We start from the raw sequence: 20,162 nt of genomic DNA, 5'->3' as shown, positions 1-20,162 counted from the left end.
TGCTCAGGTCGGAGGCAAGTATGTCCAGAGTTTGTCAGGTAACCGGTAAGCGTCCGGTTTCCGGTAACAATGTATCCCACGCGATGAACCACACCCGTCGTCGCTTTCTGCCTAACCTGCAAAGCAAGCGCTTTTGGGTTGAGTCTGAAAAGCGTTTCGTAAGGCTGCGCACGTCTACCAAAGGTATGCGCATCATCGATAAAAAAGGTATTGACGCTGTACTGGCCGATCTTCGTGCCCGCGGCGAGAAAGTATAAGGAGCCGCATCATGCGCGAAAAAATTAAGCTGGTATCTTCAGCAGGCACGGGTCACTTCTACACGACCAAAAAGAACAAGCGTAACACTCCGGAAAAAATCGAGATCAAAAAGTATGATCCGGTTGTCCGTAAGCACGTTGCGTACAAGGAAGCCAAGATCAAATAATTATTGATCTTGTGCTCACAAAAAAACCCGGCAATTTGCCGGGTTTTTTTGTGAGCGCTTTTCATGAATGCTTTAGAATTTTGTCAAATACCCATCCGGCAAAGCTATATCCATGGCAATGGGCAAGTGATCTGACATGGGATAGCTTACAACCTCTGACCGATTAACCTGCAGACTTGGGCTTACCAGAATGTGATCCAGGGCTTTCTCAGGGCGCCAGCTCGGAAAGCTGTGGGCGGTATCTGGCAGCGGTACCAGATTCGTTTCCTTAAGTGGCGTACGGGTCAGCAATTCCTCGGCGTGATTGTTCATATCCCCCATCAGAACCACGTGCCGATACGTTGAAATCAGCTCACTGACAAAGCCCAATTGACGCTGCTGCGCCGACTTGCTTAAAGACAAGTGCATCAACACGAGCACCAGAGGGTCCTCCTCAGTGCCATAACGGGCAACAATAGCGCCCCGCCCCGGGATCAGCCCTGGCAACTTGTACTCCTTCACATCCAGCGGTCGAAACCGGCTGAGTAAGCCGTTGCTGTGCTGGGCAAACTGCCCCAGATTTCGATTTAGCTGTTGATGCCAGTACGGGATCCCCGCCGCCTCGGCAAGGTACTGCACCTGATTGATATGCCCACTTCGCAGACTTCCGCCATCACACTCCTGCAAAGCAACAACATCATAATTGCTGAGCAAAGAGGCGATACGATCCAGGTTCTGAATACGGTTACGATGGGGAAGAAAATGCTGCCAGCTACGAGTGACATAGTGGCGATATGAAGAGGTATTGATACCCACTTGTATATTAAAGGTCAGCAGGCGGAGATGGCGCTTGGGCTCAAACGCAGGCACGTGCTCAAGGCCCGAGTTCGAGCCTTTCGACTCGTCCCGGGCGCTGATGATGCCATCCAACTGCTTTCGGAAACGCTTATACATAATCGGTACGCTGCCCTACCCCGGGTGACAACACTGCAAGTGAAAAGCCACCCGGAGCATGACTTTATTTATTCGCAGCGTGCTCTTGCTCTACAAGATAATCCACAACCTCTAGCATGGCTTCAAGGCTACCGGCCAAGGAAGCGCTAACCGTGTACTTGCCATTTACCAGCATAGTCGGAGTGCCGGTAATACGCGCGCCCCGAATTTTCGACTGTGCCTGCTGCATACGCGCATTCACACCAAAGCCATTGAAATTATTTAGGAATTTATCATGATCGACATCGTAATTGGCAACAAAATCAGCCAAAGACTCGCCGTCGTTAAGCGGCTGGTGCTGACCTGCCAAGGCCTCAAATAGAGCATCGTGCACCTTATCCAGGGAGTTCATGGCTTCAAGCGCATAGAACGCCCGTGCGTGAGGCTCCCAGGAGCGACCCAGAGCTGCAGGAATCCGCACATAGTCTACGTAATCTGGAGCCTTGGCTTCCCAGCTCTCCGCCAGCGGCTTGAAGTTGTAGCAGTGCGGGCAGCCATACCAAAACACTTCTGCCACCTCAACGCGTGAATCGTCGCCTGTGCGCACCGGAGTGTTCAGCTTCTTGTAATGAGTTCCTTCTTTCCAGTCGGCTGCACTGGCCTGACCGAATACCGCCAAGGCAGCTAACAGCAGTACGCTTGTTCTGAGCGCTCGAAACATGAAATATCTCCAGATTTTTTAAATGTCGTTATAAGGGAATTATGACCTGCCGAACTTGAAAAGTTCCACTGTTCACGCATTACAGGATCGAAAGACAAAAAACCCCGCTTCAGGCGGGGTTTTTCAGGTACCAAATTACCGAATCAGTTCAGACCGGAAATATAACTGGCAACAGCCTCAATTTCTGCATCGGTCAATCTGGACGTAACGTCCATCATAATCTGAGCGTTAGAGCCATTCGCCCGAGTGCCTGCACGGTAGGCTTCTAACTGCTTGACCAGGTATTCGGCGTTTTGCCCACCGAGGTGCGGATACCCTGCGGGCGCGTTACCTTTGCCCTGCGGGTTATGACAACCTGCACAGGCCGGAACGCCAGAGGCCATGTTACCGCCCCGATATAACGCAGCGCCCTTCTCTACCAGCTCTGGATCCGCCTGGCTTACAACCATATCCTGCTTAGCAAAATACGCGGCCAGATCCTGAAGATCCTGATCGGACTTACCGTCAAGCTGGCCGGTCATTTCCGGTATGGAGCGGGCATCTTCCTGAATGGCCACTAGCTGGTTATACAGGTATCTTTCACCCAGCCCGGAAAGCTTAGGGTAAGCACCCATAATCGGCTTTGCCCCAGCAGGCCCATGACACGCCTGACAGGCCACTGCATTCTCTTTGCCCGCTTCAGGATCCCCTGCTCCGTGCGCCATAGCTGTCAGGCCAACGCCGAAAACAAACCCTGCGATCAGTTTCTTCATGCTCGCTCCGCTTCTCTCATCTCGATAATATTTTGTTTGCAGCCGGCAGGCGCTGTTCAGTCAGGCTAAAAACCAAGGCTGACAGCGGTTACGCCAAGCGTACCGCCCGGAATTGGTGTAGCATTATACATTAATCCCTGATAACTGAAATCCAAAGGAAAGCCAACCGCTGTGGACCCTGATCTGACTCAAAAAAGCATCTCATTTAACAGCGCCCGTTTCTTGGTCAGCGCCCCCCGGCTTGAAGACTGCCCACTAGACATAGGCGCTGAAGTGGCCTTTGCCGGGCGTTCGAACGCTGGAAAGTCTAGCGCCATGAACGCAATTACCGCAAATGGCAAGTTGGCTCGTACCAGTAAAACACCCGGACGCACGCGCTTAATCAACTTTTTTTCCTTAAACCGAGAGAACACTCGGTTGGTAGACCTGCCTGGGTATGGCTACGCGAAGGTATCCCGGGACATGAAAGATGACTGGCAAAAGCATCTGGGGCAATACCTGAACGATCGTCAGTGCCTGCGCGGCCTGGTTTTGGTGATGGATATCCGCCACCCACTCACTGAGTTCGATCAGATGATGGTGGAATGGTGTCAGCATAACAAGCTGCCACTGATGATCCTGGCCACCAAGGCAGACAAACTAAAATTCGGACAAGCAAAAACCAGCATGCTGGAAATCACCCGAAAGCTTGAGGAATTTACCTGTGTCGAGCATCTGATCATGTTCTCATCAACCTCTAAGCGCGGCGTTGATGAGTGTCGGACGGCACTAACAAATTGGCTGGAAGACTCTGCAGAAAACCTGTAAAGGCACAAAAAAACCGGCCTGAAAAAACGGGCCGGTAAAACGTCAGGGTTTGCGACGTGCTAAAACCTGAGAACTCACTCAGGAGGCGCCGGAAATGTCCGGATTGCCAGCGCCACTCACTCTGACAGCCTCGTCCGTCAAAGGTTCCAAACCCATCCAGATTTAGACCCTCCTTACATATAACGGCCAGCGACGCACTCAACTTACCGTGGCATCGCATGCCTCTTCAGGCTCTGGCATTGTTGGACGGTACCGCTCTCGCAGGTCCATAACCTGCTCACGATAAGCCGGCATCAGGTAAGGAATCTCCAGTGTCAGCACCTGGTATATACCCTGCTTCAGTTCCCGAAGTGTCAGGCTGGCAGAAGCCTGGGCCGCATGAGCGGTTTTCAAAAACGCCATCCAGTTGGTGATCACCATCCAGACATTCAGCGACATAGCCGACCGGAGCGATTCGGGCTGAGGCTCTATAATGCCGCTTTCTGCGAGCTTCTCGAAAATACGGCTTATGGCCGCAAGGCACCGGTTAGTGAATTCGCGATAGTCGCTGCGCAGGCGCTGATCTCTGTCTAGCAGGTACTCCAGGTCTCGGTGAAAAAACCGATAGCTCCACAACCCATCAAACACCGACTCTAGGTAAAAAGTCATGTCGTCTAGCGTCATCGGGCGGTTATCGGGGATATCCAAATAGAAATCCACCAGCTTTTCATATTCCTGAAATATCTCGTAAATGATGTCGGACTTATTGCGGAAGTGGTAATAAAGATTGCCCGGCGAAATCGCCAAGTGTGCCGCAATATGATTGGTTGTGACGTTTCGCTCACCCTGCTCGTTAAACAGATCAAGGCTGGACAGCAATATTTTGTCTCTGGTTTTCATAAGCTCATCGGTATTTGTTGTTTTGCAGCTGACAGATGGCCTGATTCGCCATTGAGCCTGCTTGACTCTCTAGAGTATATACTCTAATAATACCCTCAAGTGCAAATTGAGCGTTTTTTCGCCTATTAAGGAGGACACCATGGGTGCCAGCGTTGCTCAGCTCACCGAGAGCAAAAAACATATTCAGCATACTCACCAGGTGTTCGAGAATCAGAAGATCGCGTTTCACAACAACCCAGCGCCGTCGCTGGCCGATCGCGAGGAAAACCTGAAACGCCTCAAGCAGGGGCTACTGACCTACCAAGACCGTATTTTGGACGCTATTGACCGGGATTTCTCATGCCGCTCGCGGGACGAATCCTTGATTGCAGAAGTGATGCCTTCCATTCAGGGAATCAATTACACCCTGAAAAACCTTTCAGGCTGGATGAAGCCTTCCCGCCGGCACGTATCCATGCTGTTCCAGCCCGCCAGCAACAAGGTCTGCTACCAGCCAAAAGGCGTTGTAGGGGTTATCGTACCTTGGAACTACCCGCTTTACCTGGCGGTTGGGCCACTGGTTGCCTCACTTGCTGCGGGCAACCGCACCATGATCAAAATGTCTGAGTTCACACCTCACACTTCGGCATTGTTCAAAGAGCTGATTGAAGCAACCTTCCCGGAAGATCTGGTATCGGTTATCAACGGCGAAGCCGACGTTGCCGCCGATTTTTCCGCCAGACCGTTCGATCACATGCTCTTCACCGGCTCCACATCCGTTGGCAAACTGGTGATGCGAGCGGCTTCGGAGAACCTAACTCCGGTTACTCTGGAGTTAGGTGGTAAATCGCCCGCTATTGTGTCCCCAGATGTACCTCTGGAAGACGCAGCCCAGCGCATTGCTTTTGGCAAGGCATTCAACGCCGGCCAAACCTGCGTAGCGCCAGACTACGTACTCTGCCCCGTTGACCGCACCCAGGCCTTCGTCGAAGAGTTCCGCGCGCAATTCTCAGCGATGTATCCTTCGCTGCGCGACAACGACGACTACACCGCCATTGTGAATGAGCGCCAGTACAACCGCCTGCAAAGCTACCTAGAAGATGCCAAGTCCAAGGGTGCTGAACTTATCGAACTCAACCCGGCCCAGGAAAACATGGGCGATGGCACCCGCAAGATCCCGCTGACCCTGGTACTGAAGACCACCCCAGACATGAAGCTCATGCAGGATGAGATCTTCGGGCCCATCCTACCGATTGTAAGCTACGGCAACCTCAGCGAAGCGATCCAGTACATTAATGATCGGCCTCGGCCTCTGGCACTGTACTTTTTCGGTTACGACCGAAACCAGCAGGACCAGATGATCAACAGCACCATTTCAGGGGGCATGTGCATAAACGACGCGCTGATGCACGTGGCGCAGGATGATCTTCCTTTCGGCGGTGTAGGCGATTCAGGCATGGGCCATTACCATGGCAAAGAAGGTTTCCTGACCTTCTCACACCAACGTGCCATTTTTGCCAAGCAAAAGCTCAACAGTGGCAAGCTTGTCTACCCTCCTTACGGGACATCCGCCCACAAGATGATTTACAAGTTCTTCATCCGCTGAGTTTCTTACGCTGTACCCGGGGCGTTCGCGCCCTGGCAATCGCCCCAAAGAGAATAAGAGCGAGCCGATTATGACTGACCACCTCACCCCGCCCGAAGGGCTGGAGTCCGTATCTCTGAACCGGCGCAACTTTTTGCGTACCGGGCTGGGTGGCGCCCTGGTTTTGGGTACCGTTAGTATAACCGCCGGCCTTAGCGGCTGTGCAACGGTGCCCGCCGGCCGCCTTGGCGCCGTTGAAACCCGAATGGACGCGCGCTATCAGTTTCGGTTTCTGACAACAGAAGATATCGAACTGTTTGAAGCTTTGCTCCCGGCCATTCTTGGCTCTGCATTGCCTGAGCAACCCAATGCCAGACGTATAGCGATTGCGGGCACCGTTGAACGTATAGACATGGGCATTCACAAGTTCGGACCAGCCAACCAAAAAGAGCTTCGGCAGCTGTTTGACCTGCTTAACTTCAGTCTTACCCGTGTGTCCATTGCACGAGTGTGGCCAGCCTGGCGCAACGCCACTGCAGAGCAAGCCAATGGGTTTCTGGAACGCTGGCGCTCGAGCAGTATCGGACTTTTCAATAATGGCTATATGGCGCTCACCAAAATCAGCAACGTGGCGTTTTACGGCTACCAGGAGAACTGGCATCTTTCCGGTTATCCCGGGCCGCCCGAGTGGGCGGTAGAAGCCCTGCCACAATTTCGCAAAGCCTAATTTTCAGCCCGCTGTTTTAGCCTAAGTAAGGAGCTACCATGTCGTTCACCGATCGTATTGCCCAGGGCCTGGAATCCGGCTGGAAAGTCACCGATGGTGCCACCCTTACCGAAAACCAAATCGTAGAAGCCGATGTCGTTATCGTTGGCACAGGTGCCGGCGGTGGCACAACAGCCGAAATTCTCGCCAAGAGTGGCCTCTCCGTTATCCTGGTAGAGGAGGGCCGCCTGTACTATCAGAAAGACTTCAAAATGGACGAGCTCACGTCCTACGCCAACCTCTACCAAGAAGGCATGAGCCGGGTCACCAAAGACGGTGCCATTTCGATCTTGCAAGGACGATGCGTGGGTGGCTCCACCACGGTTAACTGGACCAGTAGCTTCCGAACGCCAGACGCCACCCTCAACTACTGGAGTAAGCACTTTGGACTTGAAGCTCTGACCCCAGACGCCATGGCACCCTGGTTTGACGGCCGCGAAACCCGTCATTCCATGTCGCCGTGGGAGATAGAGCCAAACCTCAATAACGATGTGTTGCGCCAGGGCTGTGAGAAGCTTGGTTTTAGCTGGCAGGTTATCCCCCGCAACGTAAAGGGCTGCTGGAACCTCGGATACTGTGGTGTGGGCTGCCCAACCAACGCCAAACAGGGTGCGCTAATGACCACCATTCCCGGCGCGCTGGATAATAATGCCCGAATGTTCCATGGGTTGCGCGCCGATCGGCTGGTTATGAACCAAGATCGAATTGATTCCCTGCAGGCCACCGCCATGGCCAGCGATGGCATTACACCCAACGGCATTACAGTAACGCTGAAAGCAAAGCACTTTGTGGTTGCCGCCAGCGCGATAGGTTCGCCTGGCTTGTTGCTGCGCTCTAAATTGCCCGACCCTTACGAACGGGTAGGCAAGCGTTCGTTTATTCACCCGGTGAACGCCAGTGTTGCACAAATGCCAAAGCGAGTGGATCCATTCTATGGCGCACCACAATCCATCTATTCCGACGAGTTCAACTTCCGCAACGGTGTAGATGGCGACGCGGGTTACAAGTTAGAAGTACCTCCGCTGCATCCGGCCATGGCGGCCGGTGTTGTTCCAGGACATGGCGACTCACAGGCGGAAAACTTGGCCGGCCTGCCCTGGATGCAATCTGTTATCGCGCTGTTGCGAGATGGTTTTCATGAAAACAGCCCCGGCGGCACCGTATCGCTTCGCGATGACGGCAGCCCGGTACTCGATTACCCGATCAGCGACTATCTCTGGAAAGGCCTCCGCAATGCCTTTTACACCATGGCTGAAATCCAGTTTTCAGCCGGCGCTGAGCGGGTACGTCTGATGCATCTGGACTCTGATTGGTATACCAACTGGGCCGACGCAAAAACCGCAATTGATGGTTTTTCTATGGAGCCCCACCGGGTTCGCCTATTCACAGCACACCAAATGGGCGGCTGTGCCATGGGGAGTAACCCGAAAGAATCGGTGGTCAACAGTTTTGGCGAGCATCATCACGTTAGCAATCTCAGCGTGCACGACGCGTCGGTTTTCCCAACCAGCATTGGCGCCAATCCACAGCTGTCGGTTTACGCGTTAGCCGCGCGAAACAGCACCCGATTGGCACAACGCCTGAAAGCATAACCCCAATTGCAGGCAAATATCGGCGCAACAGCGCCGGGCTTCTGGCTGGTCTACAGAAACCGCTGGAATGCTGATATTCTGGGTGCCTGTTAAAAAAGGAGCTGTGCATGCCTAAAGTCATTTACCCGGGCACTTTTGACCCCATCACCAACGGCCATACGGATCTTATCGAGCGGGCCAGCCGGATGTTTGATGAGGTTGTTGTTGCGGTCGCCTACAACTCGAAGAAAAAGCCATTACTGAATTTGGAGGAGCGCTGCGAGCTGGTTCGACAAGCAACGACTCACATTCCCAACGTCAGCGTGACCGGCTTTAGCTATCTGCTCGCCGATTTTGTCCGTGACCAGGGCGCGACGGTGATTCTTCGCGGTCTGCGGGCGGTTTCCGATTTTGAGTATGAATTTCAGCTTGCAGATATGAACCGCCGCCTGGCACCAGAACTGGAAAGCGTGTTTCTAACGCCTTCCAATCACCTCTCCTACATTTCCTCAAGCCTGATCCGAGAAATCGCTTCTCTGGGGGGAGACGTGTCAGAGTTTGTTGATCCAGTTGTGGAGACGGCATTAAAAGAGAAATTCAGCAAAGCCTGAGTTTCCTACGGGCAATAAAAAAACGCCCCCGCTGGGGCGTTTTTTTATTGCAGCAACTTTACAGCAAAGGCGGCAATGGGATTTCCCGGCCGTTAACGTCGACCACCATATCGTTCAGCTTCGCCGCAAGCACCAGCCGGTCGCCCTCAGGCACCAGCATTCCCTGCTTCACCAAAGGCGCGAGCTGCATACGCAAAACGGGATAGTCTTCTACCAGCACTGCAGGCACACTCACATTCATTTCGCCGGTTAGCTGTTGCATAACCATCAGCATGTCCGCCTTCTGATCTTCCGAAAGCTCGGGATGGCTAATCACCAAATTGCCGGTTACCGCGCCTTCAGGCGTATCTAGAGTCATTTCCGGAAACCCGATCGAAAACCCGGCCGCTGCAAGGCTGCGCATGGCAGTGTTAACCTGCCCCATAGCCGCCATCTGCCGTTCAAACGACTCTCGGCTACCGGCATCCGGTGCCAGCGCCATGCCCTGGAGCTCAGTCATACTGGTTGTCAGCAGGCTCCAACTCGCAACGTCCAGATCTTCCAAGGCAAACGCCAATTTGTGCGGGCCATAGGCCTGGTCTTCAAATTGAATTTGACCAGCCTCAACCGACAGTCGCGAATCCAGGCGCTGTCCATCATCGCTCGCCTCTGTGTTGCTGCGCGCTAGCAGATCTTCCAGCGTAACCGGTGGCGCCCCAGGAGATGCCAGCGCCACAGAGGCAACCGACGCCTCCATGGTTCCCGTCCAGACGTCGCCATCAAGGTGCGCCATACTCTGTTCAATGCGGAAGTCGTTAATACGGATATTCATATCCGGCCCGGTAAGGCTCAATTGTGGCCAGACTGCCAGCGCATCAGCTTGGGATCCTGAGTCACTGATTTCAATTCGGGCAACGCCGCCACTGGTTCTAAGCGACTCACCACTTTCAGGGTTGTTAATGGCAATGGCCGGAGCCTCCAACTCGAGCGCGGCGGTGCCCCAGAGACGGCTTTCCAGAGTCAACCTTGGCCGCTCCTGAAACCAGTCAGCACCCTCAGGCGACCAGCCCTCAACCGGCTCAAAATCCATATAGCTGCCGGTGATCCCGTGGGTCACACTGGCGCGGTATTCAATTGGGTAGGTTTCACCATCTTCCGGATTGAACACCGTTACAGTGCCGTCTAATTCTGCGCTAAAAAAGCCCCGACGGTAGTCTGCTGTTTGCATTTGCACAAACTGCTGCGACTGATTCAATTCACGGGTGACTTTTTGCCACTGCTGCTCTGTTACGTATCCTGTCACCCAAGGCATTGCGCCAGCAATAACAAGTACTCCGGCACTGATAATTATCCATTTTGCTTTCAAGAACTCTCTCCATCTAAAAATATCAAGATTTGCCGGTCAGGCGCTCTAGCAATACCAATTGTGACGCCACACGTTCCTCGCCTCCTAACGGCTGATTCTGAATGTAGCTGCCATCTGGCTGCAACATCCAAGACTGGCAATTGTCCGCAAGGTAAGTATCCAGATTCTCACGGACTCGTGCTATCAGCTTCGAATCTTCAATGGGAAACGCCGTTTCAACACGGCTCAGCAGATTGCGTTCCATACAATCGGCGCTTGAGCAGTAAACATCTGGCTCGCCATTGTTGCCGAAATAGTACGCCCGGGTGTGTTCTAAGAAGCGCCCCACAATGGACCGCACCTGAATGTTATCCGAAAGACCGGGCACGCCGGGCCGTAAGCTACAAATACCGCGCACGATCAAGTCAACCTTTACACCGGCCTGTGAGGCGCTGTACAACGCCTTTATGAGCCGCGTTTCGGTTAACGCATTGATCTTGATAATGATCCACCCTTTGTTGCCCAATTCAGCTTCACGCTCAATCAAACTGAGCAGCCGCTGATGAAGCGTAAAAGGCGCATGAAAAAGCTTTTTTATTTTCAGTGCTTTGCCCATACCGGTTAACTGCTGAAACAGCTTGTTTACATCATCGCCAATGGATTCGTCACAGGTCATGAAGCTGTAATCTGTGTACAGGCGCGCATTAACCGCGTGATAGTTGCCGGTTCCTAAGTGCACGTAACGGCGCAGGCGCCCTTCTTCGCGGCGCACAATCAAAATCATCTTGGCGTGGGTTTTATACCCCACAACCCCGTATACCACGATCACACCGGCTTCTTGTAGACGGCTGGCCAACTCCAAGTTCTCTGCCTCACTAAACCTTGCCCGCAGCTCAACAACAGCCGTTACCTCTTTGCCTCGTCGAGCGGCATCTGCCAGAGCCTCAACAATCTCCGAGTTAGCGCCCGTGCGGTAAAGTGTTTGGCGAATCGCCAGCACCTGGGGGTCTTTGGCAGCTTGGCGCAACAAATCGACTACCGGAGCAAAACTCTCAAAAGGATGATGCAGCAAAATCGGCCGTTTTCGGATGGCATCGAACATCGTCTCCTTGCTGCGGATCTGCTTGGGTATGGTGGGCGAGAAACCTGAATAGGTCAGATCTGAGCGATCTACCAAGCCAGTGACCGCCATTAACCGGGTCAGGTTTACTGGCCCGTTTACCTGATACAGATCCTTTTCTGCCAAGCCAAATTCTTTCAGCAGAAACTGCACAAGTTCCTGGGGGCAGTTGTCCGCCACCTCCAGCCGCACACCATCACCAAACCGGCGGCTAAGCAGCTCGCCACGCAGGGCGGATGCAAGATCTTCAAGATCGTCTTCCAGCTCCAAATCGGCGTTGCGGGTAAGCCGAAACTGGTAACAACCCTTAACCTCCATACCCGGAAACAACTCGTCGGTGTGAGCGTGAATCATCGAGGACAGAAAAACCAAGTTCTCCCCGCCGCTGCACACGTCATCCGGCAGGCGAACCAGTCTTGGCAGCGAGCGTGGTGCCGGTACGATGGCCATGCCTGTCTCCCGGCCAAAGGCATCTTTGCCATCCAACTCAACAATAAAGTTAAGACTTTTGTTCACCAACCGCGGGAAAGGATGGGATGGATCCAGCCCGATAGGGCTCACTACAGGCAGAATTTCATCATCAAAATAGTTACGAACCCACTCTGCCTGCTCTGGAGTCCACTCACGGCGCCGCACAAAGTGAATATTTTCTTTTTCCATCTCCGGAATAAGAACATGGTTCAGTATGTCGTACTGCTCATTGATGTATTCATGGGCAATACGACTGATCTCATTCAGCGCCTGATCCGGCATGATGCCGTCTGCGCCAACAATTTCTCGGCCGTATTTTATCTGCTGGCGCAGGCCCGCCACCCGTATTTCAAAAAACTCGTCCATGTTGCTGCTGAAAATACAGCAGAACATCAGCCGATTAATCAATGGATGGGTGGTATCGAGTGCCTGCTTTAACACCCGGTAATTGAACTGAAGCTGACTCAACTCCCGGTTGAAGTAGTTTTCTCTGGCGTCCAGATTAATCACTTCACCAATCGGCGGAACATCAATCGGGGCGGGCACACTCTGCCCCTCGCCCGTTGTGCTTTTGTTGGCAATTTCCGTTGTCATAGCCTTTTACTTCCTGTCTGATGAGCAACCCGCCAATTCCAATAGCGGGTGAGTCGCAACTCGCCTTAGCGCCCCTGATCTCGCATCAGGCGAGCGGCACGTACCGCATAATACGTAAGGATGCCATCTGCGCCGGCACGGCGCATGGACATCAGGCTTTCCATCATCACAGTGTTGCCATCCAGCCAACCATTCTGTTCCGCCGCCATGTGCATCGCGTATTCACCGCTAACCTGGTACACGAAGGTGGGCACCTGCAATTCGGTTTTTACCCGGTGCACAACATCCAGGTACGGCATACCGGGTTTGACCATCACCATATCTGCGCCTTCAGACAAGTCCATCATGGTTTCATGAAGCGCTTCGTTGCTGTTGGCCGGATCCATCTGATAAGTCTCTTTGCTACCCTTACCAAGATTTCCCGCAGAGCCAACCGCGTCTCGGAACGGCCCGTAATAACCAGAGGCATACTTGGCAGAATACGCCATGATACGGGTATTAATATGACCTGCCGCTTCCAGCGCTTCGCGAATGGCACCAATGCGCCCGTCCATCATATCCGACGGGGCCACTACATCGGCACCCGCATCTGCGTGGGACAGGGCTTGATTCACCAAGGCTTCTACCGTGATATCGTTCAGCACATAACCATTGCCATCAATGATGCCATCCTGACCATGGGTGGTGAATGGATCCAATGCTGCATCGGTGATCACGCCCAACTCCGGGAAAGCCTTTTTCAAGGCTCGGACGGCACGCTGCGCCAGCCCGTCAGAATCCCATGCACCGGAGCCAGACAAGTTCTTTTTCTCCGCTGAAACCACAGGAAACAGAGCCACCGCTGGAATGCCCAACTCAACCATTTCGGCCGCCAGCTCAAGCAATAGATCAATACTCAGGCGATCTACGCCGGGCATAGACTCGACTTGCTCACGCTGTCCTTCACCTTCCAGCACGAACACTGGATAAATCAGGTTATCTGGCGTCAGTTGGTTCTCCCTCACAAGCCGCCGGGAAAAATCACTGGCACGATTGCGACGCAGACGAGTAGTGGGAAAAACACGGGGTGTTGATAGCGACACAGAAAACCTCCTGAAAGACACGGCAAAGAGTTGGATCAAAAACTCCGGTGCCTTGGCGGCACCGCTTACACTATCATACACCCCCCGGGCCGCCAGTTGCAGGCCGCGCCGGGTCTTTTCCGGCGGTTATGCTACTGGATGGAATCCAGCGCTTTGGCCCGGACACGTTCGGATTCAGTGAAATACTTCTCGCGTAGCCGGATCAGGCTCTCTTCGCGCTCAGGCTCAGCTAGACCGGACGCGCCCAGAGCCTCACGTTCCTTTGCATAAGACTGCCACCGGCGACTCCAGTCCTTTTGCTCGGCATCCAAGTTCTCTAACCTTTGGGCAGCCTCCTTGCCAAATTCGTGCTGCCGCATAGATCGCAAGGCCTCCGGATCATCGGCCAAAGCTTTGCGGGCCTGCTCATATCGGGAGAACTTTCGGGTATCTTGTCGCGCTTGTCGCACGGGTTCCGGCAAAGCCATCTCAGCCTCCGCAAGAGCTTCTTCGCGCTGCTGCTGGGAGAGGCTCTTATCTGCACCAATACTCCGCTTTTTAAGCTGGTAGCGATCTATTGCTTCGTCATCTGCAAAAAAGGCTTCAGCGGTATCCGCATCCATCCAGGTTCTACGCAATGCATGGATTTCTGCCATTCTGCTCTCTATCTCATCCGACCCTGGAGTGCCTACATCCCCATAGGCTGTTTCGAGATCCGACAACGCAAGCTTATAATCCAGGTACCGGCCAAGGGTATCCAGCGCCTGCCCTCTTGCGGGCTCTTCCAGCGCTGAAAGTGCAAGCTGAATTCTAATCACCAGTTGCGGCAGTGTTTCCTCGCCCAGAGCAGATAAATAGTATTCAAATAGTTGCCGTAACTCGCCAGTAGGGATCAGGTTGCCTAGGCGATCCGTTCTCGCCCAACCACCTGGCTCAGACGTCCCTCTCAAAGACGGCGGCTGCCGATCCGGTATAGTGAGATCAGAGCCCTCACCGACCAGTTTTGAGGGCGCTTGTTGACTCGCTTCTGAAAAGTCGGTGCCACCCGTAGTTACCTCAGCGGTGCGGCCAGATGTAGGAGTAGACGCAGGCTGATCCTGCGCGCCGTCGGCCAAAAACCAGAGTGCAATCACAACTGCTATGATCACCGGTACAGTAAAGAAGAGTCTGGAAACAGATTTCATAATAGCGAACAGATCCGACATGTCGGTGGTTTGAGTACAATCCCGGAAAACAGGGAGTGAGACGTATGGCACGAATCATAATAGACGAGGCGGGACTTTTTACCGAGACAGACCGCAAAAACCTGCGTTGACACAAAAAATGAATAATGATTCACTAGTTCTAAGGAGCCGGGATGGCTTATCGCGAAACAGAGAAAATGCGCCTGCGTAAAGCGGCGGCGCGCCAACGAATTGCTGAATGCACATACCAATGCGTTGCAGAAGGCGGCTTTCGCAATGCAAAGATTACTCGCATCGCGGAGCTCGCGGGTGTAGCCACGGGAACGATCTATCGCCATTTCGAGTCAAAAGAGGACTTGTTTGCCGAAATATTTCGCCTGGCCACACAGCGCGAAGTAGACAAGGTAGTGGAAGCTCTAGCAACAGAGGGAAGCGCGACAGAACGACTAGAAAAAGCATTACGGCAATTTGCCGAGCGGGCATTGACCAGCCCTATGATGGCTTGGTCACTCATTGCCGAACCGGTGGATCCAAAAGTAGAGGTAGAACGGTTGGCCTACCGAAAAGCCTATGCCGGCTTGTTTGAACAAGCGATTTTGGAAGGCATTAAAGAAGGGGGCATCCCGGATCAAAACGCGCGCCAGAGCAGCACCTGTCTGGTTGGCGCTATTGCGGAAAGCCTGGTCGGCCCGCTGTCGCCGACCCAATCCGGACAAGCAACCGCAGCTGAAACTGACAACAACAACGACCCGCTAGTCAACACCATCATCCGCTTTTGCATACAGGGGTTGACCGGCACCAGGAGGTAGCTATGAACACCCCGCAGCCAAACGCCGGAACACCGCCAGAGAACCTCGGTGATCGCTACTTAGCGGTCACCCACGAAGTCGTCAACCAGCCGCCCACGCTGGAGAACTACAACCTGTACGAACAGGATATCGCGCTTCAAGAAGCCGTAAAGCGCGAAGGCGCGGGCAAAGCCGAAAGCGACCTGAAAGCCTTCGGCGCCTTAGCTGGCGACGCAGCAACCATCGACCTGGGCTTTCGGGCCAATATCAACAAGCCCGTATTCAATACCCACGATCGCTTTGGCCATCGCATCGACGAGGTGGATTTTCATCCCTCGTATCACGAACTGATGCGCATCGCCTTTGAAAATGGCTTGCACAGCAGTCCATGGACGAACCCAAGCAAGGGTGCCCACGTAACCCGCGCAGCGAAATACTACATGCACTCCCAAGTGGAAGCTGCGCACTGCTGCCCAGTTACCATGACCTTCGCGGCCATTCCTTCCATCCGCAAACAACCGGAACTGGCCGCACTCTGGGAATCCCGAGTTTTGGCCAACAGCTACGACGCCCGCAACGTTCCAGACAGCCAGAAGGGCTCTGTCACCATCGGTATGGCCATGACCGAAAAACAGGGTGGCAGCGACGTGCGCGCCAACAGCACCCTAGCCTACCCAATAGGCACAGGCCAGGCTTACGAACTAGTCGGCCACAAATGGTTTGTTTCGGCCCCCATGTGCGACGCCTTCTTGGTACTGGCCCAAGCACCCGGCGGGTTATCTTGCTTTCTGATGCCACGGTGGCGCCCAGATGGCACCAAAAACCCCTGGCAGATCCAGCGTCTGAAAAATAAAATGGGCAACGTCGCCAACGCCTCCAGCGAAGTAGAGCTGCGCGGCGCACTGGCCTGGATGATCGGTGAAGAAGGGCGCGGCGTGCCCACCATCATCGAAATGGTCGCCATGACCCGCTTCGACTGCATGATCGGCAGCTCCGCTGGCATGCGCCAGGCCGTGGCCCAAGCCACACACCACAGCCGCCACCGCAGCGCCTTCGGCAACCGCCTTATCGACCAGCCGCTGATGCAGAACGTACTGGCCGACCTGGCTTTAGAAAACGAAGCCGCCCTCGCCTACACCATGCGAGTCGCCCGCGCCCTGGACAACCAGGATCAGGAGCACGAACGCTTGTTTGCCCGTCTAGCCACACCGGTAGGCAAATACTGGATCTGCAAACGCGCACCCAACCACGCCTACGAATCTATGGAATGCATCGGTGGCAGCGGCGTAATGGAAGACTGCATCATGCCCCGTCTGTTCCGGGAATCCCCCATTAACGCCATCTGGGAAGGTAGCGGCAACGTCCAGTGTTTGGATACCCTACGCGCCATCCAGAAAGAGCCGGAAACCCTAGACGCCTTCTTCCACGAAGCCGCCGAAGCAAAAGGTGCAGACCGCCGCTTTGACCAGTTCCTGGCGCAACTGCAAAACGACTTCGCAGATATCAGCGATTTCCAGTACCGAGCACGCAACCTGGTAGACCGAATGGCCTTGGCCATGCAGGCATCCCTGCTGCTACGAAACGGGGACAAAGCCGTTGCAGACGCCTTCTGCGCCTCCCGCCTGCAATCGAATGGCGGCATGAACTACGGCAACCTGCCCTCTGGCATCGATGCTGCGGCTATTATCAAGCGCGCGACACCTGTAGTAGGCTAGAGCCGATATCCACCGAGGTGTAAAAGCACAACTTGGCGGACTCCCCTTGCATTGTTCATGAACCTGCGGGGGAGGCTTTTCCAAAACTGTGCGGAGCCATGGATGGCGGAGCCCAAGCGCCACATGGATGTGCCGCAAGGAGCGTGTTTTGGAAAAGCCTCCCCCGCGGGTTCCAGCACCAAAGCCGGAACACCCATGTCTGAAGCACTAAGAAAACTGCTCAAAGAAGGCAATGCGCCTCAACAACACACCACGATTACACCCCACGTAGGCGTACTAACCCTCCACTTCCAGCTATACGGCTGCGAAGACCTCAAAGCCAAGCGCAAAGTTTTCACCCCACTACGCGCCGTATGGGGCAAAGAACCAGATCTGGCCGTAGCAGAAACCGCCGACCTGGAAGACCTAGACTGTGCCACCTGGACAATCGCCGCCCTGGGCACCTCCTCGCAACTAATCACCCAACGCCTCGACCAAATAGAGAAAGCCATCCAAGAACGAGTCGATGCCGCTATACTCGATATTCATCGAGAAATTCTCTAACAAAGCTCAGTGGCACAACACCGCATCAGCCCGTATACTACGCGTCCTCAGGGATGCCAGCGTGCCTGTAAGCGACAGGTTTCAAGTAACCAATGCCGGAATCAGACCCCGGCTGTATCCGTCGGGCATCCGGAACCGGCCCCGCGGATGACCACTGATAGTGTGTGGTATCTATGACCGGAAAGAAAAAATCCGCCCAAGCTTCAGTCGAAGCCATGTACCGAGTGTTCACCGTGCCCGAGGCACCGGAATCTACGCTCAGTCGGATTGACCAAAACATTTCCCGCAATCTTGCAGGCTTTCTGCAGGATCATATCGTTGCAGTTGAACGGGACCTTGCAGACGTCGAGAAAAACTTCTCCGACTACGCCATCCCGGAAAAGCCCGTATTCGTTTCCGAGCAAACCCAATTCCTGCTCGACAAACTCGTGGCCAATTCTGTTCACACAGCCTCACCCGCTTTTATCGGGCACATGACCTCAGCGCTGCCGTATTTTATGCTACCGCTGTCTAAAATCATGATTGCCCTGAACCAAAATCTGGTAAAAACCGAAACCTCCAAGGCCTTTACGCCCATGGAGCGGCAGGTTCTGGGCATGATTCACCGACTGGTGTACGAAGAAGACGGCGCTTTTTACCGGAAATGGATGCACGACCCCCGCTACGCCCTTGGGGCCATGTGTTCCGGCGGCACCGTCGCCAACCTGACTGCACTTTGGGTGGCCCGAAACCGCGCTTTCCCAGCCGAAGGTAGCTTCCGCGGTTTACACCAGGAAGGCCTGTTCCGCGCCCTGAAATACTACGGCTACGAAGGTGCCGCGATCGTTGTGTCCCGTCGCGGTCACTACTCCCTAAGCAAGGCTGCCGATGTATTAGGTTTGGGCCGCGATGCGCTAGTGGCAGTAGATACCGACGACGACAACCGAATCAACACCGATGCCCTGCGCGACAAGTGTTTAGAGCTGCAGAAGCAAAAAATCAAGATTATGGCCATCTGCGGCGTAGCCGGCACCACCGAAACCGGTAACGTAGACCCACTGGATGCCATGGCAGATACCGCCCGGGAATTCGGCGCCCACTTCCACGTGGATGCCGCCTGGGGCGGGCCAACGTTGTTCTCCCGAAGCTATCGCCACCTGCTGCGCGGCATAGAAAAAGCAGACTCCGTCACCTTCGATGCCCACAAACAACTGTACGTGCCCATGGGCGTTGGGTTAGTCGTGTTCAAAGACCCAAGCTTAGCCAATGCGGTTGAACATCATGCCCAATACATCATTCGAAAAGGCTCACGCGACCTGGGCACCACCACGCTGGAAGGCTCACGCCCAGGCATGTCCATGCTGATCCACTCGGGTCTGAAAATCCTGGCCCGAGAAGGCTACGAGATACTGATAGACCAAGGCATCGAAAAAGCGGCAACCTTCGCCAACATGATAGAAGCGCAGGCCGACTTTGAACTAGTTACGCGGCCCGAGCTGAACATTCTCACCTATCGTTACTGCCCGAAAAATGTGCAGGAAGCTTTGGCTCTGGCTGATCCACTCCAGGCCGAAAAACTCAACGCCTGCCTAAATACGATTATCAAGTTTATCCAGAAGACCCAACGGGAGCGCGGCAAGGCGTTTGTTTCAAGAACTCGTTTAGAGCCAGCCCGCTACTATAATTTCCCGTGCATCGTTTTCCGGGTGGTTCTGGCAAACCCTCTAACCACGCCAAAAATCCTGGCAGATATTCTGGAAGAACAGAGCGAGCTTTCCGGAGAAGAAGAGATTGAGGATGAAATCAGAATACTGTATCAAATGGCAGATGCTGTGCTAAAGCAGCATGGGCAGAGTCAAAGGCAGGCCTGATTTTTCTGACCACCCTCCAGGATCCGCAAAGGAGGGTAACAGGCTTCCAAAACACGCTGTGAAATACATCCGTGTACGCTCGGCTCCGCCATCCATGGCTCCGCACGGTTTTGGAAGCCTGTTACCCTCCCTTGCTCAGAGATGGCCTCTAACCCTCGAAGAGGATTTGTTCAGTACATCGCCTCTTCGTCATCCAATACTTCCTGGATGATATCCAAGAACATGCGATCCGCTTCGCTCCACTTTTCCGGAATACGGATGGTGGTGTTGGAGCTGATCTCCCGGGCGATCAGTTCGTCGGAATCGGCTTCTGAACGATGCTTGCGGGCAATATCTATGGACTTCACCGCAATAGTCGGATCGCTTAACACCTTTTTGATGAACACTCGCAGCTCATCAATCACCCTGGCCTGGCGATGGCTTTCAACCGGTGTACTCATAACTCACTCTCCGGGCAAATGAACTCTTGGGGAGCGCGTAGCTCCCTCCGCAGACACACAGTATG

The 20,162-nt window shown here is 54.1% G+C and carries 20 protein-coding genes; 11 read left to right on the top strand and 9 right to left on the bottom strand.

Annotation, left to right across the window (positions count from 1 at the left end):
* The first annotated feature begins 20 nt into the window (after positions 1–20).
* Both rpmB and rpmG read left to right on the top strand, forming a co-directional pair.
* Complete coding sequence (gene rpmB / locus ACTH3S_RS03585) at positions 21–257, top strand: 50S ribosomal protein L28 (protein ID WP_200202252.1); 237 nt, start codon at positions 21–23, stop codon at positions 255–257.
* 11 nt (positions 258–268) lie between these two features.
* Positions 269–424: a 50S ribosomal protein L33 gene (rpmG, locus tag ACTH3S_RS03580; RefSeq protein WP_008173465.1), complete on the top strand. Its 156-nt coding sequence runs from the start codon at positions 269–271 to the stop codon at positions 422–424.
* Positions 425–496: 72 nt separating this feature from the next.
* On the opposite strand, the gene ACTH3S_RS03575 is transcribed toward rpmG, so the two are convergent.
* From ACTH3S_RS03575 to ACTH3S_RS03565, 3 genes are all read right to left on the bottom strand, one after another.
* The gene (locus tag ACTH3S_RS03575) at positions 497–1,357 is read right to left on the bottom strand and encodes an endonuclease/exonuclease/phosphatase family protein (protein WP_441807650.1); all 861 of its coding nucleotides are present in this window, start codon (positions 1,355–1,357) and stop codon (positions 497–499) included.
* 64 nt (positions 1,358–1,421) lie between these two features.
* On the bottom strand, positions 1,422–2,057 hold the full coding sequence (locus ACTH3S_RS03570; protein ID WP_441807649.1) for a thiol:disulfide interchange protein DsbA/DsbL: 636 nt from the start codon (positions 2,055–2,057) through the stop codon (positions 1,422–1,424).
* A gap of 143 nt (positions 2,058–2,200) precedes the next feature.
* Positions 2,201–2,809: a c-type cytochrome gene (locus ACTH3S_RS03565; protein ID WP_441807648.1), complete on the bottom strand. Its 609-nt coding sequence runs from the start codon at positions 2,807–2,809 to the stop codon at positions 2,201–2,203.
* Between the two features lie 171 nt (positions 2,810–2,980).
* Here ACTH3S_RS03565 and yihA point away from each other — a divergent pair, with 171 nt between their 5' ends.
* On the top strand, positions 2,981–3,616 hold the full coding sequence (gene yihA / locus ACTH3S_RS03560) for a ribosome biogenesis GTP-binding protein YihA/YsxC (RefSeq protein WP_441807647.1): 636 nt from the start codon (positions 2,981–2,983) through the stop codon (positions 3,614–3,616).
* A gap of 198 nt (positions 3,617–3,814) precedes the next feature.
* On the opposite strand, the gene ACTH3S_RS03555 is transcribed toward yihA, so the two are convergent.
* Positions 3,815–4,495 (bottom strand): TetR/AcrR family transcriptional regulator, encoded by a 681-nt coding sequence (locus tag ACTH3S_RS03555; RefSeq protein WP_441807646.1) that lies wholly within the window; start codon positions 4,493–4,495, stop codon positions 3,815–3,817.
* Between the two features lie 106 nt (positions 4,496–4,601).
* On the opposite strand from ACTH3S_RS03555, the gene ACTH3S_RS03550 reads away from it, so the two are divergent.
* From ACTH3S_RS03550 to coaD, 4 genes are all read left to right on the top strand, one after another.
* Entirely contained in the window at positions 4,602–6,080 is a 1,479-nt protein-coding gene (locus ACTH3S_RS03550) for a coniferyl aldehyde dehydrogenase (protein ID WP_441807645.1), read from the top strand.
* A 70-nt stretch (positions 6,081–6,150) separates the two neighbouring features.
* Positions 6,151–6,786, top strand: coding sequence for a hypothetical protein (locus ACTH3S_RS03545; RefSeq protein ID WP_441807644.1), 636 nt, complete (start codon positions 6,151–6,153; stop codon positions 6,784–6,786).
* A gap of 38 nt (positions 6,787–6,824) precedes the next feature.
* Positions 6,825–8,417: a GMC family oxidoreductase gene (locus tag ACTH3S_RS03540; RefSeq protein ID WP_441807643.1), complete on the top strand. Its 1,593-nt coding sequence runs from the start codon at positions 6,825–6,827 to the stop codon at positions 8,415–8,417.
* 107 nt (positions 8,418–8,524) lie between these two features.
* On the top strand, positions 8,525–9,007 hold the full coding sequence (coaD, locus tag ACTH3S_RS03535) for a pantetheine-phosphate adenylyltransferase (RefSeq protein WP_441807642.1): 483 nt from the start codon (positions 8,525–8,527) through the stop codon (positions 9,005–9,007).
* A 58-nt stretch (positions 9,008–9,065) separates the two neighbouring features.
* Here the strand turns inward: coaD and ACTH3S_RS03530 are convergent, their stop codons facing one another.
* The 4 genes from ACTH3S_RS03530 to ACTH3S_RS03515 all read right to left on the bottom strand — a co-directional run bounded on the left by ACTH3S_RS03530 (position 9,066) and on the right by ACTH3S_RS03515 (position 14,761).
* The gene (locus ACTH3S_RS03530; RefSeq protein WP_441807641.1) at positions 9,066–10,352 is read right to left on the bottom strand and encodes a DUF945 family protein; all 1,287 of its coding nucleotides are present in this window, start codon (positions 10,350–10,352) and stop codon (positions 9,066–9,068) included.
* 22 nt (positions 10,353–10,374) lie between these two features.
* Positions 10,375–12,516, bottom strand: a complete 2,142-nt coding sequence (gene ppk1 / locus ACTH3S_RS03525; RefSeq protein ID WP_441807640.1) for a polyphosphate kinase 1 — start codon at positions 12,514–12,516, stop codon at positions 10,375–10,377.
* Positions 12,517–12,581: 65 nt separating this feature from the next.
* A complete protein-coding gene (hemB, locus tag ACTH3S_RS03520; protein WP_441807639.1) occupies positions 12,582–13,598 on the bottom strand; it encodes a porphobilinogen synthase in 1,017 nt (338 codons plus the stop codon).
* A 131-nt stretch (positions 13,599–13,729) separates the two neighbouring features.
* Positions 13,730–14,761 carry a lipase secretion chaperone gene (locus ACTH3S_RS03515; RefSeq protein WP_441807638.1) on the bottom strand — a complete coding sequence of 344 codons (1,032 nt, stop codon included), beginning with the start codon at positions 14,759–14,761 and terminating at the stop codon, positions 13,730–13,732.
* A 173-nt stretch (positions 14,762–14,934) separates the two neighbouring features.
* Between ACTH3S_RS03515 and ACTH3S_RS03510 the strand changes: the two genes are divergently transcribed.
* From ACTH3S_RS03510 to panP, 4 genes are all read left to right on the top strand, one after another.
* A complete protein-coding gene (locus ACTH3S_RS03510) occupies positions 14,935–15,570 on the top strand; it encodes a TetR/AcrR family transcriptional regulator (RefSeq protein ID WP_441807637.1) in 636 nt (211 codons plus the stop codon).
* A gap of 2 nt (positions 15,571–15,572) precedes the next feature.
* Entirely contained in the window at positions 15,573–17,264 is a 1,692-nt protein-coding gene (locus tag ACTH3S_RS03505; RefSeq protein WP_441807636.1) for an isovaleryl-CoA dehydrogenase, read from the top strand.
* A 102-nt stretch (positions 17,265–17,366) separates the two neighbouring features.
* A complete protein-coding gene (locus ACTH3S_RS03500) occupies positions 17,367–17,807 on the top strand; it encodes a DUF503 domain-containing protein (RefSeq protein WP_441807635.1) in 441 nt (146 codons plus the stop codon).
* Between the two features lie 173 nt (positions 17,808–17,980).
* The gene (gene panP / locus ACTH3S_RS03495) at positions 17,981–19,657 is read left to right on the top strand and encodes a pyridoxal-dependent aspartate 1-decarboxylase PanP (protein WP_441807634.1); all 1,677 of its coding nucleotides are present in this window, start codon (positions 17,981–17,983) and stop codon (positions 19,655–19,657) included.
* Between the two features lie 170 nt (positions 19,658–19,827).
* Here panP and ACTH3S_RS03490 read toward each other — a convergent pair whose 3' ends face one another.
* Complete coding sequence (locus tag ACTH3S_RS03490) at positions 19,828–20,097, bottom strand: hypothetical protein (RefSeq protein WP_441807633.1); 270 nt, start codon at positions 20,095–20,097, stop codon at positions 19,828–19,830.
* Between the last annotated feature and the right edge of the window lie 65 nt (positions 20,098–20,162).

The organism is Marinobacter sp. (assembly GCF_052094685.1).
Taxonomy (GTDB): Bacteria; Pseudomonadota; Gammaproteobacteria; order Pseudomonadales; family Oleiphilaceae; genus Marinobacter.
Note: the sequence above shows the minus strand (reverse complement) of the source record. Positions and strands in the feature narration are given on the sequence as shown.